The organism is Amycolatopsis sp. cg9 (assembly GCF_041346945.1).
Lineage (GTDB): Bacteria > Actinomycetota > Actinomycetes > Mycobacteriales > Pseudonocardiaceae > Amycolatopsis.
The window spans coordinates 7172637-7190228 of record NZ_CP166850.1 but is presented as its reverse complement, the minus strand read 5'-3'; the positions used below and the strand labels follow the sequence as shown (position 1 = coordinate 7190228).

Annotated in this window: 14 protein-coding genes; 6 read left to right on the top strand and 8 right to left on the bottom strand. The window is 72.8% G+C overall.

The window, feature by feature from the left end:
• Positions 1-36: 36 nt before the first annotated feature.
• A complete protein-coding gene (locus tag AB5J73_RS33575; RefSeq protein ID WP_370962771.1) occupies positions 37-1689 on the top strand; it encodes a glutamate--tRNA ligase in 1653 nt (550 codons plus the stop codon).
• 170 nt (positions 1690-1859) lie between these two features.
• Here AB5J73_RS33575 and AB5J73_RS33570 read toward each other — a convergent pair whose 3' ends face one another.
• The 4 genes from AB5J73_RS33570 to AB5J73_RS33555 are packed head-to-tail and all read right to left on the bottom strand — an operon-like array spanning position 1860 to position 6176.
• Complete coding sequence (locus tag AB5J73_RS33570; protein WP_370962770.1) at positions 1860-3719, bottom strand: CheR family methyltransferase; 1860 nt, start codon at positions 3717-3719, stop codon at positions 1860-1862.
• An 11-nt stretch (positions 3720-3730) separates the two neighbouring features.
• Entirely contained in the window at positions 3731-4477 is a 747-nt protein-coding gene (locus tag AB5J73_RS33565; RefSeq protein WP_370962768.1) for an ATP-binding protein, read from the bottom strand.
• Entirely contained in the window at positions 4474-5502 is a 1029-nt protein-coding gene (locus AB5J73_RS33560) for a chemotaxis protein CheB (RefSeq protein WP_370962767.1), read from the bottom strand. The genes AB5J73_RS33565 and AB5J73_RS33560 overlap by 4 nt, the downstream gene beginning before the upstream one ends.
• 38 nt (positions 5503-5540) lie before the next feature.
• A complete protein-coding gene (locus AB5J73_RS33555; protein WP_370962766.1) occupies positions 5541-6176 on the bottom strand; it encodes a chemotaxis protein CheB in 636 nt (211 codons plus the stop codon).
• Between the two features lie 154 nt (positions 6177-6330).
• Here AB5J73_RS33555 and AB5J73_RS33550 point away from each other — a divergent pair, with 154 nt between their 5' ends.
• The 3 genes from AB5J73_RS33550 to AB5J73_RS33540 all read left to right on the top strand — a co-directional run bounded on the left by AB5J73_RS33550 (position 6331) and on the right by AB5J73_RS33540 (position 9347).
• Positions 6331-6723 (top strand): hypothetical protein, encoded by a 393-nt coding sequence (locus tag AB5J73_RS33550; protein ID WP_370962765.1) that lies wholly within the window; start codon positions 6331-6333, stop codon positions 6721-6723.
• Between the two features lie 142 nt (positions 6724-6865).
• Complete coding sequence (locus AB5J73_RS33545; RefSeq protein ID WP_370962764.1) at positions 6866-8848, top strand: amino acid transporter; 1983 nt, start codon at positions 6866-6868, stop codon at positions 8846-8848.
• 10 nt (positions 8849-8858) lie between these two features.
• The gene (locus tag AB5J73_RS33540) at positions 8859-9347 is read left to right on the top strand and encodes a DinB family protein (protein ID WP_370962763.1); all 489 of its coding nucleotides are present in this window, start codon (positions 8859-8861) and stop codon (positions 9345-9347) included.
• A gap of 84 nt (positions 9348-9431) precedes the next feature.
• Here AB5J73_RS33540 and AB5J73_RS33535 read toward each other — a convergent pair whose 3' ends face one another.
• Positions 9432-9809 carry a hypothetical protein gene (locus AB5J73_RS33535; protein WP_370962762.1) on the bottom strand — a complete coding sequence of 126 codons (378 nt, stop codon included), beginning with the start codon at positions 9807-9809 and terminating at the stop codon, positions 9432-9434.
• Positions 9806-10909 (bottom strand): ion channel, encoded by a 1104-nt coding sequence (locus tag AB5J73_RS33530; RefSeq protein WP_370962760.1) that lies wholly within the window; start codon positions 10907-10909, stop codon positions 9806-9808. Before AB5J73_RS33530 ends, AB5J73_RS33535 begins: the two co-directional genes overlap by 4 nt.
• Positions 10910-11095: 186 nt before the next feature.
• On the opposite strand from AB5J73_RS33530, the gene AB5J73_RS33525 reads away from it, so the two are divergent.
• Positions 11096-13120 carry a glycosyl hydrolase family 65 protein gene (locus tag AB5J73_RS33525; RefSeq protein ID WP_370962759.1) on the top strand — a complete coding sequence of 675 codons (2025 nt, stop codon included), beginning with the start codon at positions 11096-11098 and terminating at the stop codon, positions 13118-13120.
• Here the strand turns inward: AB5J73_RS33525 and AB5J73_RS33520 are convergent.
• A complete protein-coding gene (locus AB5J73_RS33520; protein ID WP_370962758.1) occupies positions 13092-13910 on the bottom strand; it encodes an FkbM family methyltransferase in 819 nt (272 codons plus the stop codon). The genes AB5J73_RS33525 and AB5J73_RS33520 overlap by 29 nt on opposite strands.
• A gap of 95 nt (positions 13911-14005) precedes the next feature.
• Between AB5J73_RS33520 and AB5J73_RS33515 the strand changes: the two genes are divergently transcribed.
• Entirely contained in the window at positions 14006-14164 is a 159-nt protein-coding gene (locus AB5J73_RS33515; RefSeq protein WP_370962756.1) for a hypothetical protein, read from the top strand.
• Position 14165: 1 nt separating this feature from the next.
• Here the strand turns inward: AB5J73_RS33515 and AB5J73_RS33510 are convergent, their stop codons facing one another.
• Positions 14166-17456: a TM0106 family RecB-like putative nuclease gene (locus AB5J73_RS33510; RefSeq protein ID WP_370962755.1), complete on the bottom strand. Its 3291-nt coding sequence runs from the start codon at positions 17454-17456 to the stop codon at positions 14166-14168.
• Between the last annotated feature and the right edge of the window lie 136 nt (positions 17457-17592).

Below are 17592 nucleotides of genomic sequence, written 5' to 3'. Positions count from 1 at the left end.
GGCGGGCAAGTGCACCACGACGCGGGAGAACAACCCATGCTGGACCGAGCGGTCATCGACGCCCTCTTCCCTGCCGACCTGCCCGAGCCCGGGCACTGGGAGGAGCGCTACCCCGCCCGGCAACTGCCCGAAGGCGCGCTGGTCACGCGCTTCGGCCCGTCCCCGACCGGGTTCGTGCACATCGGCGGCGTCTACGTCGCCACCATCGACCAGGACGTCGCCCGCCGCTCCGGCGGCCGCTACCTGGTGCGCGTCGAGGACACCGACCAGTCCCGCGAGGTCGAAGGCGCCCTCGAGCAGTTCGAGCGCGGCTTCCGCTACTTCCACCTCGCCGCCGACGAAGATTCCGCGCGCGGCGGCGACTACGGGCCCTACCAGCAGTCCGCCCGCGAGCGGATCTACCTCAGCTACGTGCGTGAGCTCCTCCGCGAAGGCAAGGCGTACCTCGACTTCGCCACCAAGGACGAGCTCGCCGCCATCACCCAGCGGCAGCAGGCCACCAAGCTGCCCACCGGCTACTACGGCAGCTGGGCCATCTGGCGCGACGCCGACCCGGCCGACGTCCGGGCGAAGCTCGACGCCGGCGCCCCGTACGTCGTGCGGTTCCGCGCGCCGGACGACACCGGCGCGCGGGCCCGGTTCACCGACGCCATCCGCGGCCCGCTCGAAGCCGAGGCCAACCGCAACGACGTCGTCATCCTCAAGAGCTCCGACCAGAGCCCGCGGCTGCCGACCTACCACTTCGCGCACGCCGTCGACGACCACCTCATGCGGGTCAACCTGGTGATCCGCGGCGACGAGTGGATCTCGTCGGTGCCGGTGCACCAGCAGCTGTTCGACGCGCTCGGCTTCGAGCCGATCACCTACGCGCACATCGCGCCGCTGATGAAGCAGGAAGGCGGTAGCAAGCGCAAGCTGTCCAAGCGGAAGGACCCGGAGGCGTCCGTCGACTTCTACATCGAAGCCGGCTACCCCACCGAGGCCGTCCTCTACTACCTGCGCGGCCTGGCCAACGGCCGGCTCGCCGAGCTGCCGCTCGAGCAGGCGCTCGCCGAGCCGATCAACCTCGCCGAGTGCGGGGTCGCCGGCCCGCTCGTCGACCTGGTCAAGCTCGACGACATCTCCGCCGACCACATCGCGACACTCTCCGGCCCGGCGATCCTCGACGCGGTCCGCACCTGGGCCGAGCGGTTCGACAAGGAGCTCCTCGCGGTCCTCGACGCCGAGCCGGAGCTCGCGCTGCGGGCGCTCGCCGTCGAGCGCGACGGCGCCGAGAACCCGCGCAAGGACCTGAAGAAGTGGAGCGAGTTCCGCGCCGTCTACGGGTTCTTCTTCCCGCAGCTGCACGCGGCGGTGACGGGGGCGGACGACGAACGCGTCGCCGCGCTCGGTGTCGACCCCGCGGTCGTCCAGGCGGTGGCCCGCGACTTCGCGGCGGGCTACCAGCAGCTCGACGACGGCGGCGAGTGGTTCGACCAGATCCGCGCGGTGGCGGCCAAGCACGGCTTCGCCCGCAACGCCAAGGAGTTCAAGAAGGACCCCGGTGCGTTCCCCGGCTCGATCCGCGAGGCCTCGCAGATCATCCGCATCGCGCTGTCCGGCTCCACGCGCAGCCCGGACCTCCACGCGATCAGCCAGGCGCTGGGCCGGGACGAGGTCCTCGGGCGGATCGCCGCGCTGACGAAGTAGCCGCGACGGGCCCGGCGGGTGTGACCGAGGTGGCTGCTGGGTCTGGTGTTCAGGTCCTGGATGCACCCAATGTGGCGTTCGGTGCGTTGAACGCACCGAACGCCACATTGGGGCGCGTACGCCAGCCGCCGACCTGACTTTGCCGGAGCCGCGACGGGCCCGGCCGGGGTTCACTCGGCCGGGTCGGCCTTCGTTTCTTCCATCATCAGCAGGGCGCCGTGGCTCTCGCCCTTCGGGCTGGGCAGGGAGCTGCAGAGCAGCCGGACGACCGCGGCCCGGCCGCGGCGGTTGATCGCGTCGAGCGTCAGTTCGCCGTAGTAGCCGGGGTCGGCCAGCGCTTCGCGCACCACGGGACGCACCTCCGCGACCGGCAGGCCGACGTCCAGGTTCAGCAGGTGGGTGCCTTCGGCCTCTTCCCGCCGCACGCCCCAGAGGTCCTCCGCGCCGCGGTTCCACGCCTTGATCCGCATCTCGGAATCGATGACGACGATGCCGGCCCGGATCGACGTGAGCACCGACTCGAGGAACTCGTTCACCTCGTCGAGGTCGAGGCTGCGCTCACGCAGGGCGTCGTTGATCGTCTGCAGCTCGTCGTTGGTGGACTGCAGCTCCTCGTTCATCGTCTCCAGTTCCTCGTTGGTGGACTGGAGCTCTTCGTTCGTGGTCTCCAGTTCCTCCACAGTGGACTGGAGTTCTTCGTTGGTGGTCTCGAGTTCCTCGTTCGTGGACTGCAGTTCCTCGTACGCCGACTCGAGCTGGCGGTTCGTGTGCTCCAGCTCGGTGAGCAGCTGGCGCGCCCAGCTGACGTCGTGGAACACCACCGAGACACCGAGCAGCGCCTTCTCCTTGTTCACCAGCGGGTTGACGTGCACCTCGTACCACACGGTCTCGCCGGCCCGGCGCCACTCCACGTCCTTGATCCGCAGCGACCGCCGTTCCGACCGGGCCTGCTCGACGTACCCGCGCAGCGCCACCGGCCGGTAGGAGACGTCCAGGTCCCGCAGCGGGCGGCCGACGTCGCGTTCGGACAGTCCGAACGCGACCTCCGCCTGGGAGTTGATCAGGGCCGTCGTTTCGCCTTCGGTGACGACGATCTGGGCGACCGGGCTCGCCGAGAAAGCCTGCTCACGCAGTTCCTCGATGCCGGAGATCTCTTCGAGGCGCCGCTGCTGGTGGCCGGGCGAGACGAAGTGGTTGAGGGTGACCGGGATGGTGACGGCTTTGCGGAAGATCCGCCGCTTGAGCTCCTGGGGCTCGAAGATCCTGGTGTGCGACAGCAGCATCTCGGCCTTGCCGAGGAACAGCACCCCGCGGGGGGCGAGCGCGAAGTGGAACCGCTCCAGGATCTTGGTCTGCGTCTCGGCGTTGAAGTACATCAGGGTGTTGCGGCAGGTCAGCAGATCGATCCGGGAGATCGGGGCGTCCTGCACCAGGTCGTTGCGCCCGAAGATGACCGAGCGGCGCAGGTCCTTGCGGAAGCAGTACCGGTTGCCCTGCAGCTCGAAGTACTTTTCGAGCTGCGCCTCGGAGAGCCCTTCGACCTCGGCCGCGGTGTAGGCCGCCTGCCGGGCCTGCACCAGCGCCTCTTCGTCGACGTCGGTGGCGTAGATCTTCACCCGCTGGCGAAAGGCTTCGACGCCCAGCACGTCGGCGAACAGCATGGCCAGGCTGTAGGCCTCCTGGCCGGCCGCGCAGCCGGCGCTCCACACCCGGACCGGTTCCTCGGGGCTGCGCTCGGCGAGCAGCGCGGGCAGTACGTGCAGCCGCAGGAATTCCCACGCGTCCGGATCGCGGAAGAACCCCGTCACGTTGATCAGGATGGTGTTGAACAGCGCGACGAACTCGTCGGCGTTGACCTGCAGCTGGTCGATGTAGTCGGCGTAGTCGCCGATCTCCACCTGGCCCATCCGGCGGTGGACCCGGCGCATGAGACTGCTCCGCTTGTACCCCGTGAAGTCGAAGCCCCGAGATTCCTTGAGGTAGGCCAGCACGGATTCGAACTCGCCGGTGGGCTCGTTGGGCTCGGTCACGATCCGACACGCTACCCGGCGGTGCGGGTACGACGGCGGAGAACCGCCCAGACGACTTTCCCGCCCGACCACGACCGGCTGCAGCCCCACGTGCGGGCCATCCGCGCGACCAGCTTCAGCCCTATGCCGGGTTCGAACGGGGAGAGCCGTTCCAGCAGGACGGCCGGCCGCGGGTCCAGGTCGGCCACGGCCACCGTGCACACACCCCGGCGCAGGTCCAGGCGCAGCCGCGGCTCCGAAGTGGTGTGCTTCAAGACGTTCTCGACCAGTTCGGTCGCGATGAAGCGCGCGTCTTCGGCGAGTTCGGGCACCTCCCACTGGGCCAGCCGGCCGGTGACGAACTCGCGGGCCTGGGCCGAACTGCCCTCGACGCGGGCGAAGGTGCGCTCGCTCCGCCGCCGGACCGGGTGCCGCAGGGCCGCCGTCGCCGCGGCGAGGTCGGCGCGGACCGGGACGTAGCGATCGACGACGAGGCGGTTCAGCAGCCGGTCGCCGGGCTCGTCGGCGACCAGCGTGAACGGGATGCCCGGCCAGTCGCCGATCCGCATGGCGACCAGGGAAAAGACGCTCACCAGGGACGCGTCGCCGAGCCGCAGCCCGCGGATGTCGGCCACCAAGCCCTCCGGCGCGTCCGTCGCGATCTTGAGCAGGCCGTCGCGCAGAACGGGGTAGGAAAGCAGGGTCAGTTCGCCGGTGACCGTCGCGACGGTCGCGCGCTCGTGGTGGCCGATCGCCAGGTGGACGGTCGAGGCCGTCATCGCCGCACCGCTTCCCCGCCGAGCTCACCGGTCGTGTGCAGCAGGAACCGGCGCAGCGTCTCCGCCGCGTCGGCGGCTTCGCGAGCGGACGCGGCGTAGCGCTCCGCCAGCCCGTGCGGACGCGTGCCGCCTGCTTGCCTGACCAGTCTCGTGGCCAGGGCCGCCTTCTCGTCGAGTGCGCGGAGCGCCTTCTGCAGCGCGAACTGGAATTCGCTGTCGTGCGCGGCGAGCAGGGCCGGCCCGGACCAGGCGTGCCCGATCCGGCAGCGGTACTGACCGGTCGTTTCGACTTCGGTCAGCGCCCCCTGGCAGTCCGGGCACGTGTACCCCGATCCGCCGTGGCGTCCGGTGGGGGTGAACGCGCCCAGCCGCACCCCTTGGCGGGCGATCCGGTCCTCCAGCAGGAGGGAAGCCGGCGGCGGCCGCTCTTCGCCCGGCCCGGTCCGCGTCCGGACCAGTTCCCCGAGGACCGCGCCGATCTCGGTGGCCCGCACCACGTACTCGGTGTCGACCTCCGCCAGCGCGCTCTCCGGCATGCCGCCGTACAACGCGTCGGCGGGGTCCTGGACCACGGCGGCGCCGCCCCGGTCCACGATCGCGCGCAAGCCGGCCGCGCCGTCGTCGAGGACGCCCGAGAGGACGACACCGACGGCCTTCGGCCCGGCGCTCAGCGCGGCCGCCCGGAACAGCGCGTTGACCGCGGGGCGGTGACCGTTTTCCGTCGGTCCCCGGGTCAGGACCAGCGAGCCGCCTTCGATGAGCAGGTGGCGGTCGGGCGGCGCGACGGCCACGGTGCCCGCTTCGATCGCCGCCCCGTGCTCGGCGGTCCGGGCGGGTAGCGGCCCCGCGCGGTCGAGGATCCGGGCCAGGACGCTGTGCGTCCCCGCGGCGATGTGCATGGTGACCAGGACCGCGGCGGGGAAGTCGGCGGGCAGCCCGGAAACCACCGAGCGCAGAGCTTCCACTCCGCCGGCCGACGCGCCGATGACGACGAGGTCGCGTTCGCAGGGCGGCACGACGTCCACCTCCTCAGCTTCCGGCTCACGGTAGTCGAAACCGTCCACTACGGCGGGTAACCCTCATCGAGCGGAGCAAACCCGCTCGGCCGTGTGGAGTACCGGCCGACGTGGTCCTGGATGGCCCCGGCGATCGCGGGCAGGGGCAGCACGGCGTCGACGAGCTCGGTCCCGATCGCGGCGCCGGGCATCCCGAACTCCGTGGACGTGGCCTCGTCCTGGGCGAGCACGGTGCCCCCGCAGCGCACCACCGCGCGGATCCCCGCCTGGGCGTCGGTGCCCTTGCCGGTCAGGACGACGGCCAGCGCACGCGGACCGCACGTGACGGCGAGCGTCGCCAGCAGCAGGTCGGCCGACGGCCGCGGCGGCAGCGCACCGGTGTCCAGCAAGCCGATCCGCGACGCGGAGGTGACCAGCAGGTGCCGGCCTGCGGGCACGACCAGCACCGTGCCGGGGGTGAGCTCGGCGTCGTCCACGGCTTCGGTGACCCGCAGCGCGGTGCGCCCGGCCAGGATCGCGGTCAGCTGGCTCGTCCGGTTCGGTTCCAGGTGCAGTGCGACGAGCACCGACGCCGGGAGGTCCGCCGGCAGGGCGCCGAGCACCTGGGAGAGGGCGGCCAAGCCGCCGGCGGAGCCGACCAGGGCCACGACCGGGAACCGCCCGGCGCGGCCGGCCGGGATCACCGCGGCCCACCGGTCCCGGCCGGCGGCGGCGGCCGCCGGCCGCGCCCTGCCCGGCGGCCGTGCATCCCCTGATCCTGGCACCGATCCGGCCGCGGGACCAGCGCCCGGAGTGTCCTCGGTGCCGGACTCCGGCGGGACGTGGCATGCTCGACGCGTGACCACCTGGATCGACGTGATCAACTTTGTGCGGACGCGGTACGAAGTCCTGGAGGAGTCGGACGGCTGGCTGCGGTTCCGGCTGTCCGGCCCGAGCGACCGGACCCAGCAGGCGACGGTCCACCACCTGCCCGAACTCGACGGCGGCTCGTGGATCGAGATCTCCTCACCGGTCGGCTGGGCCGACTCGGTCGACCTGCGGAAGCTCCTCGAGCTCGCCGGCGGCTCGGCGGTCGGCGGCGCGGCCGTGGTCGACGGCGTCGCCCTGCTCAAGCACACCGTGCCGCTGGAGGACCTCAGCATCCAGGAGGAGTTCGAGCGCCCGCTCAAGGCGGTCGTGGCCCGCGCGGACGCCTTCGAGCACGAGCTGACGTCGGCCGACGAGTTCTGACCGTCCACAGGGGACATCCGCCGCGGGGCCGGCTCCCGTCCGGAGTGGACAGCCGTCGGGTGCCTCCGGTGCGACGTGCCGTCCGCCGTCGGGCATGCTTGTCCCCGGTTGTCAGCGGGCCGAGGGGACGTGAGGGCGAAAAATGGGTGTTTCACCCGATTTGACCATTCCGGCGAAGGTCGACAGCCCGGTGCCGCCGAAACCACCGGCTTCCGGGGTCGCCCGGTGGCTGCTGGAGCACCGGGTCGCCCCGGTCGGCCGCGCCGGCGGTGAGGACCACGGGACGCCGCAGGCCTGGTGGAAGGTCATGTGCCTGACCGGCGTCGACTACTTCTCCACGCTCTCCTACCTGCCCGGGATCGCCGCGCTGGCCGCCGGGGCGCTGTCGCCGCTGGCCACGCTGCTCATCGTCGCGCTCACCCTGCTCGGGATGCTGCCGATGTACCGGCGGGTCGCCCGGGAAAGCCCGCACGGGCAGGGCTCGGTCGCGATGCTCGAGAACCTCCTGCCGTTCTGGCGCGGGAAGGTCTTCGTCCTCACCCTGCTCGGGTTCGTGGCCACCTCGTGGATCATCACGATCACGCTGTCCTCGGCCGACGCCACCGTGCACCTGCTGGAGAACCCCTACCTGCCGGGCTTCCTGCACGGCCACGCGGTCCTCATCACCGTCGTGCTGCTGCTGATCCTCGGCGGGGTGTTCCTGCTCGGCTTCAGCGAGGCGGTCGGGGTCGCCATCCCGCTCGTCGCGGTCTTCCTCCTGCTCAACGCCGTGGTCACCGTCGCCGGCGTGGTCGACCTGCTCGGCGACTCCGCGGCCCTCTCCCGCTGGACCGACGCACTGACCGCCGGCGGCGGCGGGTTCGGCGGCATCGTCGGCCCGGCCGTGATCGCCTTCCCGATGCTCGTGCTCGGGCTGTCCGGCTTCGAGACCGGCGTCAGCATGATGCCGCTGGTCGCCGCCGACGGGAAGACCGCGGAAGAGAAGCTGGAGTCGCGCATCCGCAACACGCGGAAGCTGCTCACCGCCGCCGCGCTCGTCATGTCCGTGTTCCTCATCGCGACCAGCTTCGTCACCACCGTGCTGATCCCGGCGGACGCGTTCAAGGAAGGCGGCGAGGCCAACGGCCGCGCCATGGCCTACCTCGCCCACCACGAACTGGGCGAGATCTTCGGCACCGCGTACGACATCAGCAGCGTCCTCATCCTGTGGTTCGCCGGCGCGTCGGCGATGGCCGGGCTGATCAACATCGTGCCGCGGTACCTGCCCACCTACGGCATGGCACCGGAGTGGGGCCGCGCCGTCCGGCCGGTCGTGCTCGTCTACACCGCGATCAGCGTCCTCATCACCATCGCGTTCGGCGCCGACGTGAACGCCCAGGCCGGTGCGTACGCGACCGGCATCCTCGCGATGATGGTCTCGGGCGCGGTCGCGGTCAGCATCTCCGCGATCCGGCGCCGCCAGCGCGGCGCCGCCATCGGCTTCGTCGTCCTGACGCTCGTCCTGCTCTACGCGCTCGTCGAGAACGTCATCGAAAAGCCGGACGGGATCGCCATTTCGGCGCTGTTCATCCTCGGGATCATCGTCGTCTCCCTGGTTTCGCGGGTCACGCGGACCACGGAGCTGCGCGCCGAGCACATCGAGTTCGACGACGAGGCACGCCGGTTCATCGGCGACTCGCTGGCCCACGACGGTGCCCTGAACATCATCGCCAACAAGCGCCAGGGCGGCGACCACGCCGAGTACTCCGCCAAGGAAGCCGAGCAGCGCGGGATGAACCCGGTGCCCGGGGCCGCCGACGTCCTGTTCCTCGAGATCGACGTCGTGGACCCGTCGGAGTTCAGCAACGTGCTGCAGGTGCGGGGCGTCGAGGTCGACGGCTACCGGATCCTGCGCACGAACAGCCCGGCGGCCCCCAACGCGATCGCCGCGATCCTGCTGACCCTGCGCGACGTCACCGGCGTCCGGCCCCACTGCTACTTCGAGTGGTCCGAGGGGAACCCGCTCGGGCACCTCTTCCGCTACCTGCTCCTCGGCCGCGGCGACACCGCCCCGGTCGTCCGGGAGATCATCCGCAGCAGCGAGCAGGACGCCGACCGGCGGCCGGGCATCCACGTCGGCGGCTGAGGGGATGCCGGTGGGTTCGTTCGAAGTACCGCTCGACGGCGAGCGCGTCCAGCTCGAGGCGTTCCTCGAGGAGCACCGCGGCGCCATCGAAGCCGCCCTCGACGGCCTGACCGAGGAACAGGCCCGCCGCCGCCTCGTCCCGTCCGCGACGACGCTGCTCGGGCTGCTCAAGCACGTGACGTGGATGCAGCGCGTGTGGTTCGAGGAGTGCGTCGGCGGCACGTCCCGCGGGGAGCTCGGCCTGGTCCCGGGCCCGGACGACTCCTTCCGGCTCGACGACGGCGACACCATCGCCTCGGTGACCGCGGCCCACCGGCAAGCCTGCGCCACCGCGCGGGAGGCGGTCGCGGACCTGTCGCTGGACGCGGTGGTGACCGGCCACCGGACCGGGCCGCGCACGCTGCGCTGGGTGTACCTGCAGGTGCTCCGCGAACTGGCCCAGCACGGCGGCCACGCCGACATCCTGCGCGAGCAGCTCCTGGCGCCCGGCGCGGGCTGAAGGGGACGTTCCTCTCATCTCACGCGCTGAAGGGGACTTTCCTCGCATCTGATGCGAGGAAAGTCCCCTTCAGCGTGGCGTGGGTCAGCGGGCGGCGGGCGGGGGGCCCGCGCGGCGGACCGGGGCCCGGGCCGGAGCCGGAGCCCGGCCGGTGGGCGGCCGTGGTCCCCGGGCCGGCTGGCGGACCGGGGGGCGGCCGGGATCGCGCGCCGGTGGCCTCGCCTGAGCGGGCCGGACCGGGCGGGGCGCGTGCTCGGGTTCGGGCGGGCGCGGGCCGGGGCGGTTGGCCCACGAATCGAACAGGAGGATCAGGCCCGCGAAGACCGCGCAGCCCAGCCCCAGCAGCACGTTGACCAGGGAGCCGAGGATTCCGGCGACCAGCAGCACCGGCAGCACGGCCATCAGGCAGTACGGGTCGATCCGGCCGAATTTCCGGCGCGAGGGCCCCTCGCGCGAGCTCACTGCGCGGCCCCCGGCTTCCTCCTCGACATTCTTGCAGTATGCAGCGTCTCGCCCGGCGGGGCCACCTCCCCACCCAGGGCCGCCTCGACCTCGGCGCCGGTGAGCCGCCTCGGGCCGACGTAGTAGAGCACCGCGCCGGCCGCCAGTTCCGCGTCCCAGGCCGGGTTGACCTCCAGGTCCGCGCCGGTGCGCACGGCCAGCACCGTCGCCCCGTACGCGCGGCCGAGCGCGAGGCGGCAGCGTTCGGCCGGCAGCCGGCCGAGGGAGTCCGGCAGCGTGACCGAGAACGTGTCGGCGCCCCCGGCGGTCATCAGCTCGGCGTAGACCTCGGTGATGCCCGGGGACGTCAGCTCCTCGGTCACCATCCGCGGCGTGTGCCACTGCACGCAGCGGATCCGCGGGTCGACGTACCGGACCAGCTCGGCGCGGTCGAGGTCCCGCAGGGTGACGACGACGTGCGCGGACGGCGTGGCGTGGTCCACCGTGACGGCGACCGCCAGCGCCGCGTTGTCGTCGGCAACGTCGACCAGGACCGCGGTGGCGCGCGCCACGCCCGCCCTGGCCAGCACGTCGGCCGCGGTCGGGTCGCCGCGGACGAACTCCACCGGCCGGTCCGGCATCGGGTGGACGCCGACCTCCTCCCCCGCGCAGAGCACCAGCCCGGGCACCCCGTCGGCCAGCAGCTGGGCCACGATCCGCTCGGTCCGCCCGGCGGTGTACCCGATCAGCACCGTGTGCCCGCTCGCCCGCACCGCCTCCGTCCCCTGCATCCGCCGTCCCTTCGCCTGTTCCAGCACCGACGCGAGCTTGGTGAACACCGTCGTGAGGGTCGCGATCCCGCCCACGATGACGTAGGCGCCGACGACGTGCCCGGCGACGGTTTCGGGCGAGAAGTCGCCGTACCCGACCGTGGTCGCGGTGACGACGAAGTACCACCAGTACGTGCCGGGCCGGACCAGCTCGCTGCCCGCCGGCTCGGCCAGCGCCATCAGCGGCCAGCTCGTCGCGAACACGACGAGCACCACGCCGGCGGGCAGCAGCCACCCCCGGCCGGGGTGCAGCACCCAGCGCGCGAACAGCCGCGAAAGGAAGAACGCCACCGGCCCTCCTCACTCAGCGCGACCGCGGTCCCGACACCCGATCACACGGTGCGACCGGGCACAACGGTCTTTACCCGACCGTGACGGCGGACAGGAACGGACAGAATCCGGCCGTTTCCGGGGAAATCCCGCCGCCGCGTGGTGCACTGGCTCCGGGCCGGCGACGGAGGCGAAGGGGTTACGCGCATGGCAAACGACGTCCGGCGGCGGTTCGGCGCGGCGGTCCTGGTGGTGGCGACGGCGTGCGGGGTCCTCACCGGACCCGCGGCCGCGGCTCCCGCGCCCCGGCCTTCGCTCGAGTTCGCGAACCCCGGCAGCCAAGCGTTGTACGGCACCGCGTACGACGCGGCGCTCGACAACCTGCTGCGCACCAACACGATCGGCTACGACCCGAAGTACGACAAGAGCGGCCTGCTCGACCCGGCCGCCGGTTTCGTCCGCGCCGGTGGCGGCTACGCCCAGCCGTGGACGCGCGACGCGTCGGTCAACAGCTGGAACGCGGCGAGCCTCCTCGACCCGGCCCTGGCGCGGAACACCCTGTGGGCGGTGGTCGACCGGGACGCCGGCGGCGCGCTGCGCGTGCAGCAGGACGACCAGCAGTGGGACCAGGTCGTCTGGGCGACGGCGGCGTGGCACCACTTCCTCGTCACCGGCGACCGCGCGTTCCTCGAAAACGCCTACACCACGACGAAGAACACGCTGGCCATCCGCGAAACCGCCACCACCGCGGGGTTCGACCGCACCTACGGGCTGTTCACCGGCGCGTCGTTCTTCAACGACGGCATCGCCGGCTACCCCGCGCCACCGGCCGACGCCACCGAATCGGTCAGCACCGGCAGCATGCCCTGGCCCGGCGTCGCGAGCGGGATGTTCCTGAGCACCAACGAGGTCTACTACGCGGCCTACGTCAACGCCGCGAACATGGCCGGGCAGCTGGGTCGCCCCGCCGCGGAAGCCGCCGCGTACCGCGTCAAGGCCACCGCGCTGAAGAACGCGATCAACCGGAACTTCTGGAACCCGAAGACCGGCCTGTACGACTACCAGCTGCTGGCCGACGGCACCCGCGGGGCCTACCAGGAGGGCACCGGGCTGGCGTTCGCGCTGCTCTTCGGCGTCGCGAACCCCGCGCAGGCCCGCTCGATCGTCGCCAACGCCCGCGAACTGGCGTGGGGCATGCCCGACACCTACCCGAACTGGGCGCGCTACTCCGACGCGCAGCCGGGCCGCCACAACGCGATCGTCTGGCCGCTCGTTCAAGGCCTGTGGGCGAAAGCGCTGGCCGGGCACGGCGATCAGGACGCCTTCGCCGCCGAGACCGCGCGCCTGGCGAAGCTGGCCGGCGGCAACAGCGGCTTCTGGGAGATCTACCACGGCGGCACCGGCGTCGTCGACGGCGGCTACCAGCGGCTGGGCGACACCGTGAAGTTCCACTGGGGTTCCGAGCCGGACCAGACGTGGTCGGCGACCGCGTTCCTCGACATGATCCACAGTGGACTCTTCGGGCTCCGCTTCACCACCCGCGGCCTGGCTTTCGCCCCCACGCTGCCCAGCGGCTGGGGTGACGTCACCCTCCGGCACCTGCGCTACCGCGCGGCGGACCTCACCGTCACCCTGCGCGGCGCGGGCACCGCGATCCGCTCGGTCACCCTCGACGGCCGGCCCGCGGCCGCCGAACTCCCGGCCACGCTCGCCGGCGCGCACACCGTCGAGATCACCCTGACCGGGGCGCCCGCGGGCGATCGGGACGGCGACGGCGTCCCCGACGCCCGGGACCGCTGCGCCGACACCGCCGGGACCGTCGAGGGCTGCCCGGACCCGGCGCACCTCGAAGCCGAAGACGCGCACAACACCGGCGGGGTCAAGACGAACGTGAACCACACCGGCTACACCGGCCGCGCCTTCGTCGACGGGCTCTGGGCCGAGGGCGCGGCGTCGGCCTTCACGATCCACCGCACCACGACCGCGGCGGCGACCGGCGCGATCACCGTCCGGTACGCCAACGCCAACGGCGACGCCCGCACCATGACGCTGTCGGTCGACGGTCGCCCGCTGCGGCAGCTGAGCTTCCCGAAGGTCTCCGACAGCTGGGACGACTGGGGCACGGCGACCTTCGGCGACATCCCGCTCACCGGCCGGGACCCGGTGCTCACGCTCTCCTGCGCGCCCGGCGACACCGGCCGGATCAACCTCGACTGGCTCGGGTACCGCTGACCGCGTACACCATCCCGATGTCGGCGGCCTCCTGGACGGGGTCCTGCACCGCTGCGACGGCGAACCCGCGCGAGGCGAAGACGTCCCGGACGGTGTCGCGGTGCTCGAGCCACCCTTCGACCTCGACGACCGCTTGCCGCACCAGGGGCCAGTGCCGGTCTTCGAGGCCGCGCAGGACGTCGAGCTCGGCCCCTTCGACGTCGACCTTGAGCAGGTCGACGCGCTCGATGCGGTGTTCGTCGAGCACCGCCGAGAGCGGCCGGACCCGGACGCGGTGGGTTTCCAGCTCCCGCATCACGCGGAGCTTGCGCCCGACGATGCCGCGCAGGACGGGCGCGGGCACCCGCCGGAGCCCGCCGCCGAGGCCGCCGCGCCGGATCATCTCGACGACGCTGGCCGTGACCCGGCGCCGCTCGACGTCGATGTTCCCCTCGTCCCGCAACGACGACGAAAAGATGGTCGCGGCCGGGAAGTAGGAGAAGTCGAGCTCGGCTTCGGCGGCGGCGAGGCCGTACGGCAGCGCGGTCAGCCGGTCCGCGAAGAAGTCGCGGCCGTTGCGGTCCAGGGTTTCGAACAGCGGCGGGAGCGGTTCGAAGGCGTAGATCCGCGCGTCGCCGCCGAGGCGCTCGAACACGGCGGCGGAGAACACCCCGACGTTGGCGCCGACGTCGAGGACGGTCGCGCCGGGGGCCAGGTCGATGCCGTTGGCGAAGTAGGCGCCCACCTCCTCGCGCAGGAAGGCCACCTCCCACGGGTTGATGCTGTGGAGGTCGATCGCGTCCAGGGGCACGAGCGAAGGAATATCAGCAACGACCGCGGCGGTCCAGCCCCGGAAGGCGCTTTCCGGCCTGCGTGAACCGGCGGCCGCCGGGGTAACCGGCGGCCATGACCGAATCCGAGCGCGAGCCCATCAGCCCCGACGTGCCCCGCCCGCCCGGCACCCCGGAAGCCGACCTCGACATCGAAATCCCGCCGGCCGAGCGGAAGAAGCCCGGCGGCCAGGACGTCGACGAGGACGCCGGCGAGGTCGAACCGCCCGGGTGAGCTACCCGCCCGGCCAGGGCCGGGCCGCGGTCAGCAGGCCGATCATGCCGGCGACCAGCCGCATCTGCTCGACGGTCCGGATGTCGGCCTCGACCAGCCGCGGTGAGCACACCAGGATCGCCAGCGCCTGCGCCCGCGAAAGCGCGACGTTGAGCCGGTTGCGGGACAGCAGGAAGTCGAGCCCGCGGGGCAGGTCCACGGCCGACGACGACGTCATCGTGGTGATCACCACCGGTGCTTCCTGGCCCTGGAACCGGTCCACCGTTCCCACCCGCACCCCGGGGAAACCGGCCTCCTCCAGCGCCCGGGTCACCGTGCGCGCCTGCAGGTTGTAGGGCGCGACCACCACGATGTCGGCGTCGCCGAGGGGCCGGGTCGTGCCGTGGTCGGTCCACGCGCGGCCGTGCAGGTCCGCGACGATCGAGGTGACGACGGCGGCTTCCTCGACCGACCGGGTCGTGTTGCCTGCGTGGTCGGCCTCGGCCACGTAGAGCCCCGCGCCGACGCCGTCGAGGGACCGGCCGGCCGCCGAGGGGTGGGCGTGGAGGCGGCCCGCGTAGGACAGCTCCGACACCGGTGCGCAGACGGCCGGGTGCATCCGGCGCGTCTCGTCGAGGAAGTAGCCCAGCTCGGGCGGCATGATGTCGGCCTCGCCGATCAGGTGGCCCAGCGCCGAAGCTTCCGCGCCCGCCGGGTGCGTGCCCTGCACCACCTGCGGCAGCTGCTGCGGATCGCCCAGCAGCAGGACGTTCTCGGCGCACACGGACACCGCGAGCGCGTCGGCGAGGGCGAACTGGCCCGCCTCGTCGATGATCATGAAGTCGAAGGGCTCTTCGCGGATCGCGGCGTTGGCGAAGGTCCACGCCGTGCCGCCGACCAGGTGGCCGGTGTCGTGCTCCTCGCGCCACTTCACCAGCGCCGGGTTGCTCTTCGGCTGGTCCCACGGCGCCGCGGGGTCCGGCGTCCGCTTCGCGCGCTTGGCGCACGGCAGGTCCGGCGCGATCTTCTTCGCCGCGCTCAGCACGTTTTCCACGGCCTTGTGGCTGGTGGAGGTGACCGCGACGGTCCGGCCCGCGCGCACGAGCCGGGCGATCAGCTTGCCCGCCAGGTAGGTCTTGCCCGCGCCCGGCGGGCCCTGCACGGCGAGCGTCGAGCCGTCCAGCTCTTCGACCGCGTCGATCACCGTCGCGACCAGGTCCGTGCCCGGCTCGGGCAAGGCCGCGCCCCGGCGCAGCCGCGGCGGCGTCCGGCGGAGCAGGTCGATCCCGGGGTGCCGCGGCAGCTCCGGGAGCGCGTCGACGGTCAGGCGGGCGAGCTCGGCGACCGCTTCGTCCTTGGGCGAGGGCCGCACCGGGCTGCCGGGCAGGACCGCCGTCGGCCGGTCGTTCGTGGTGGCGTCCGGCGGGCTGCTCTCCTCCACCGTCAGCTCGACCGCCGACGCGGCGACGACCTTCGCGTCGCGGGCGGTGTCGCCGTAGCGCAGCCGCACCTCGTCGCCGGGCGCGAACGGGTGCGGGCGGTCCGGGTCGCAGGCGAGCTGCAGCGTCCGCTTCGCCGTGCGCACGCGCCCGGCCGGGGGCACCCACTCCCCCGCTTCCAGCGCCACCGGGACGGCGCAGGCGGTGTCCACTTCGAGGTCGCCGAGCGGCGCGGCCAGCTGGCGGAAGTACTCCCACCAGGCCGGGTTGGTCTCGCGGCGGTGGTAGCCGACCGACGCCGCCAGCAGCGCGCGGGCCCGGTCGTCCGCGGTGAAGTCGGCGGGGTCGTCCGGCAGGCCCTCGAGCAGCGGGTCGACGAGCGCGGCCAGCTGCGCGGCCCGTTCGGCGCGGCGCTCGGCGGCGACGTCTTCTTCGGCCGCGCGCAGCAGGGCGTCCTCGGCGGATTCCTCGGCCGGTGCCGGGACGTCGATCCCGGCGTCGGCTCGGACGCGGTGCAGGAACCCGAACAGCCGCAGCGCGGAGACGCAGTCGTCTTCGGTGTCCTCGGCGATCCGGCGCAGCACCTCTTCCGCGCGCTCCGGTTCGCCGGAGCGGTCGAACGCCAGGTACTCCTCGTACTCTTCGACGTCCGACACGGCGGTCTTGCCGCGGGCACCGGGCTGGTAGAGCGGCTCGAGGTGGCGGATCGAATACGACCGCTGCGACACGCGCAGCGCCTTGCGCACGACCGCGTGCAGGTCCACGACCGCGCCGCTGCGCAGCAGGTGGTCGACGGTCTCTTCGCGGGTGCCGTGCACGGCCGCGAGCCGCTTGATCGCGGTCACCTCGTAGGGCGCGTAGTGGTAGACGTGCGAGCCGGGGTGCTCGGCGACGCGCGCGGCGGCGAAGTCGACGAACTCCTCGAAGGCGCGCTTCTCCTGGGCCCGGCTGTGCGCCCAGAACGCGGTGAAGCGCCGGTCGTCCGCCTCGGTGACCGCGCCGAAGAGGTACTCCAGCCCTTCGCCGGCGAGGGCGTGCGGATCGCCGGCCAGATCCACGAACACGTCCCCCGGCGCGGGTGCGGGCAGGGCGGCGAGTTCCCCGGGGTCGACGATCTCGTAGGCGATCTCGCCGGTGGTGTCCTGCCGCACCTGCAGCGCGGCCTGGGCGCGCAGGGCGGCGAACGCCGTCACGGACAGGTCCCGCGGCCGGTCGCCCGGCCCGGCGGCGGCCAGCGCGTCGATCGAGCCCAGCCCGGCGGCGGTCAGCTTGCGCCGCTGGTCACTGCGCATCCCGGCGACGAGCGAGAGATCGCGGTCGGCCTCCCGTGCCGACGCACAGTGCCGCGCGAACCCGCAGCCGGCGCAGGCCGGCCGTTCGTCGGCCCACACCGGGACGGGCAGCCGCGGGGCGCGGTCGCGCAGGCGGGCGCGCAGCCGGTCCACGAGGGGGCGGAAGTCGTCGACGCGCAGCGTCCGGGTGGTGCCGTCGCTCAGCCCGAGGTGCACCTCCGGCCCGGCGGCCGCCCCGAGCGCGGCGGCGCAGGCGGTCAGCCGCACCACCGCGGCGGGCGTCGCGTGCCGGACCTGCTGGGTGTCGTGGACTTCGTAGCGGCCTTCGGCGGTCCGGACCAGGGAGCCGACGCGGCCGGTGAACTCCCCGTCGCGCAGGACGGCCCCGGGGATCACCGGGGCCCCGGCACGGATCGCCTCCAGGGTCGCTTCGGCTTCTTCGGGGGCCGGTTCGGCGCGGTCGCCCGGCAGGTCGGGGTCCGCGGGGCGGGGCGCTCCCGGCAGTCCCGCGGCCCAGGCCTGGTGGAGGAGGCTGCGGTGCTCGCACTCGAGCAGGTCGGCGAGATCGGCTGGAGTGACCATCGCCGCGAAGTCTGACACGGCGCCCGCGCCCCGCTTCCCGACACGCCCCGGCGGAGGCACTTTCGTGTCACCGGACGCACGGCCGATCCGGTCGCCCGGGAGGTCATGAAAGGGTCGTTCACGACGTCTGGCGCGG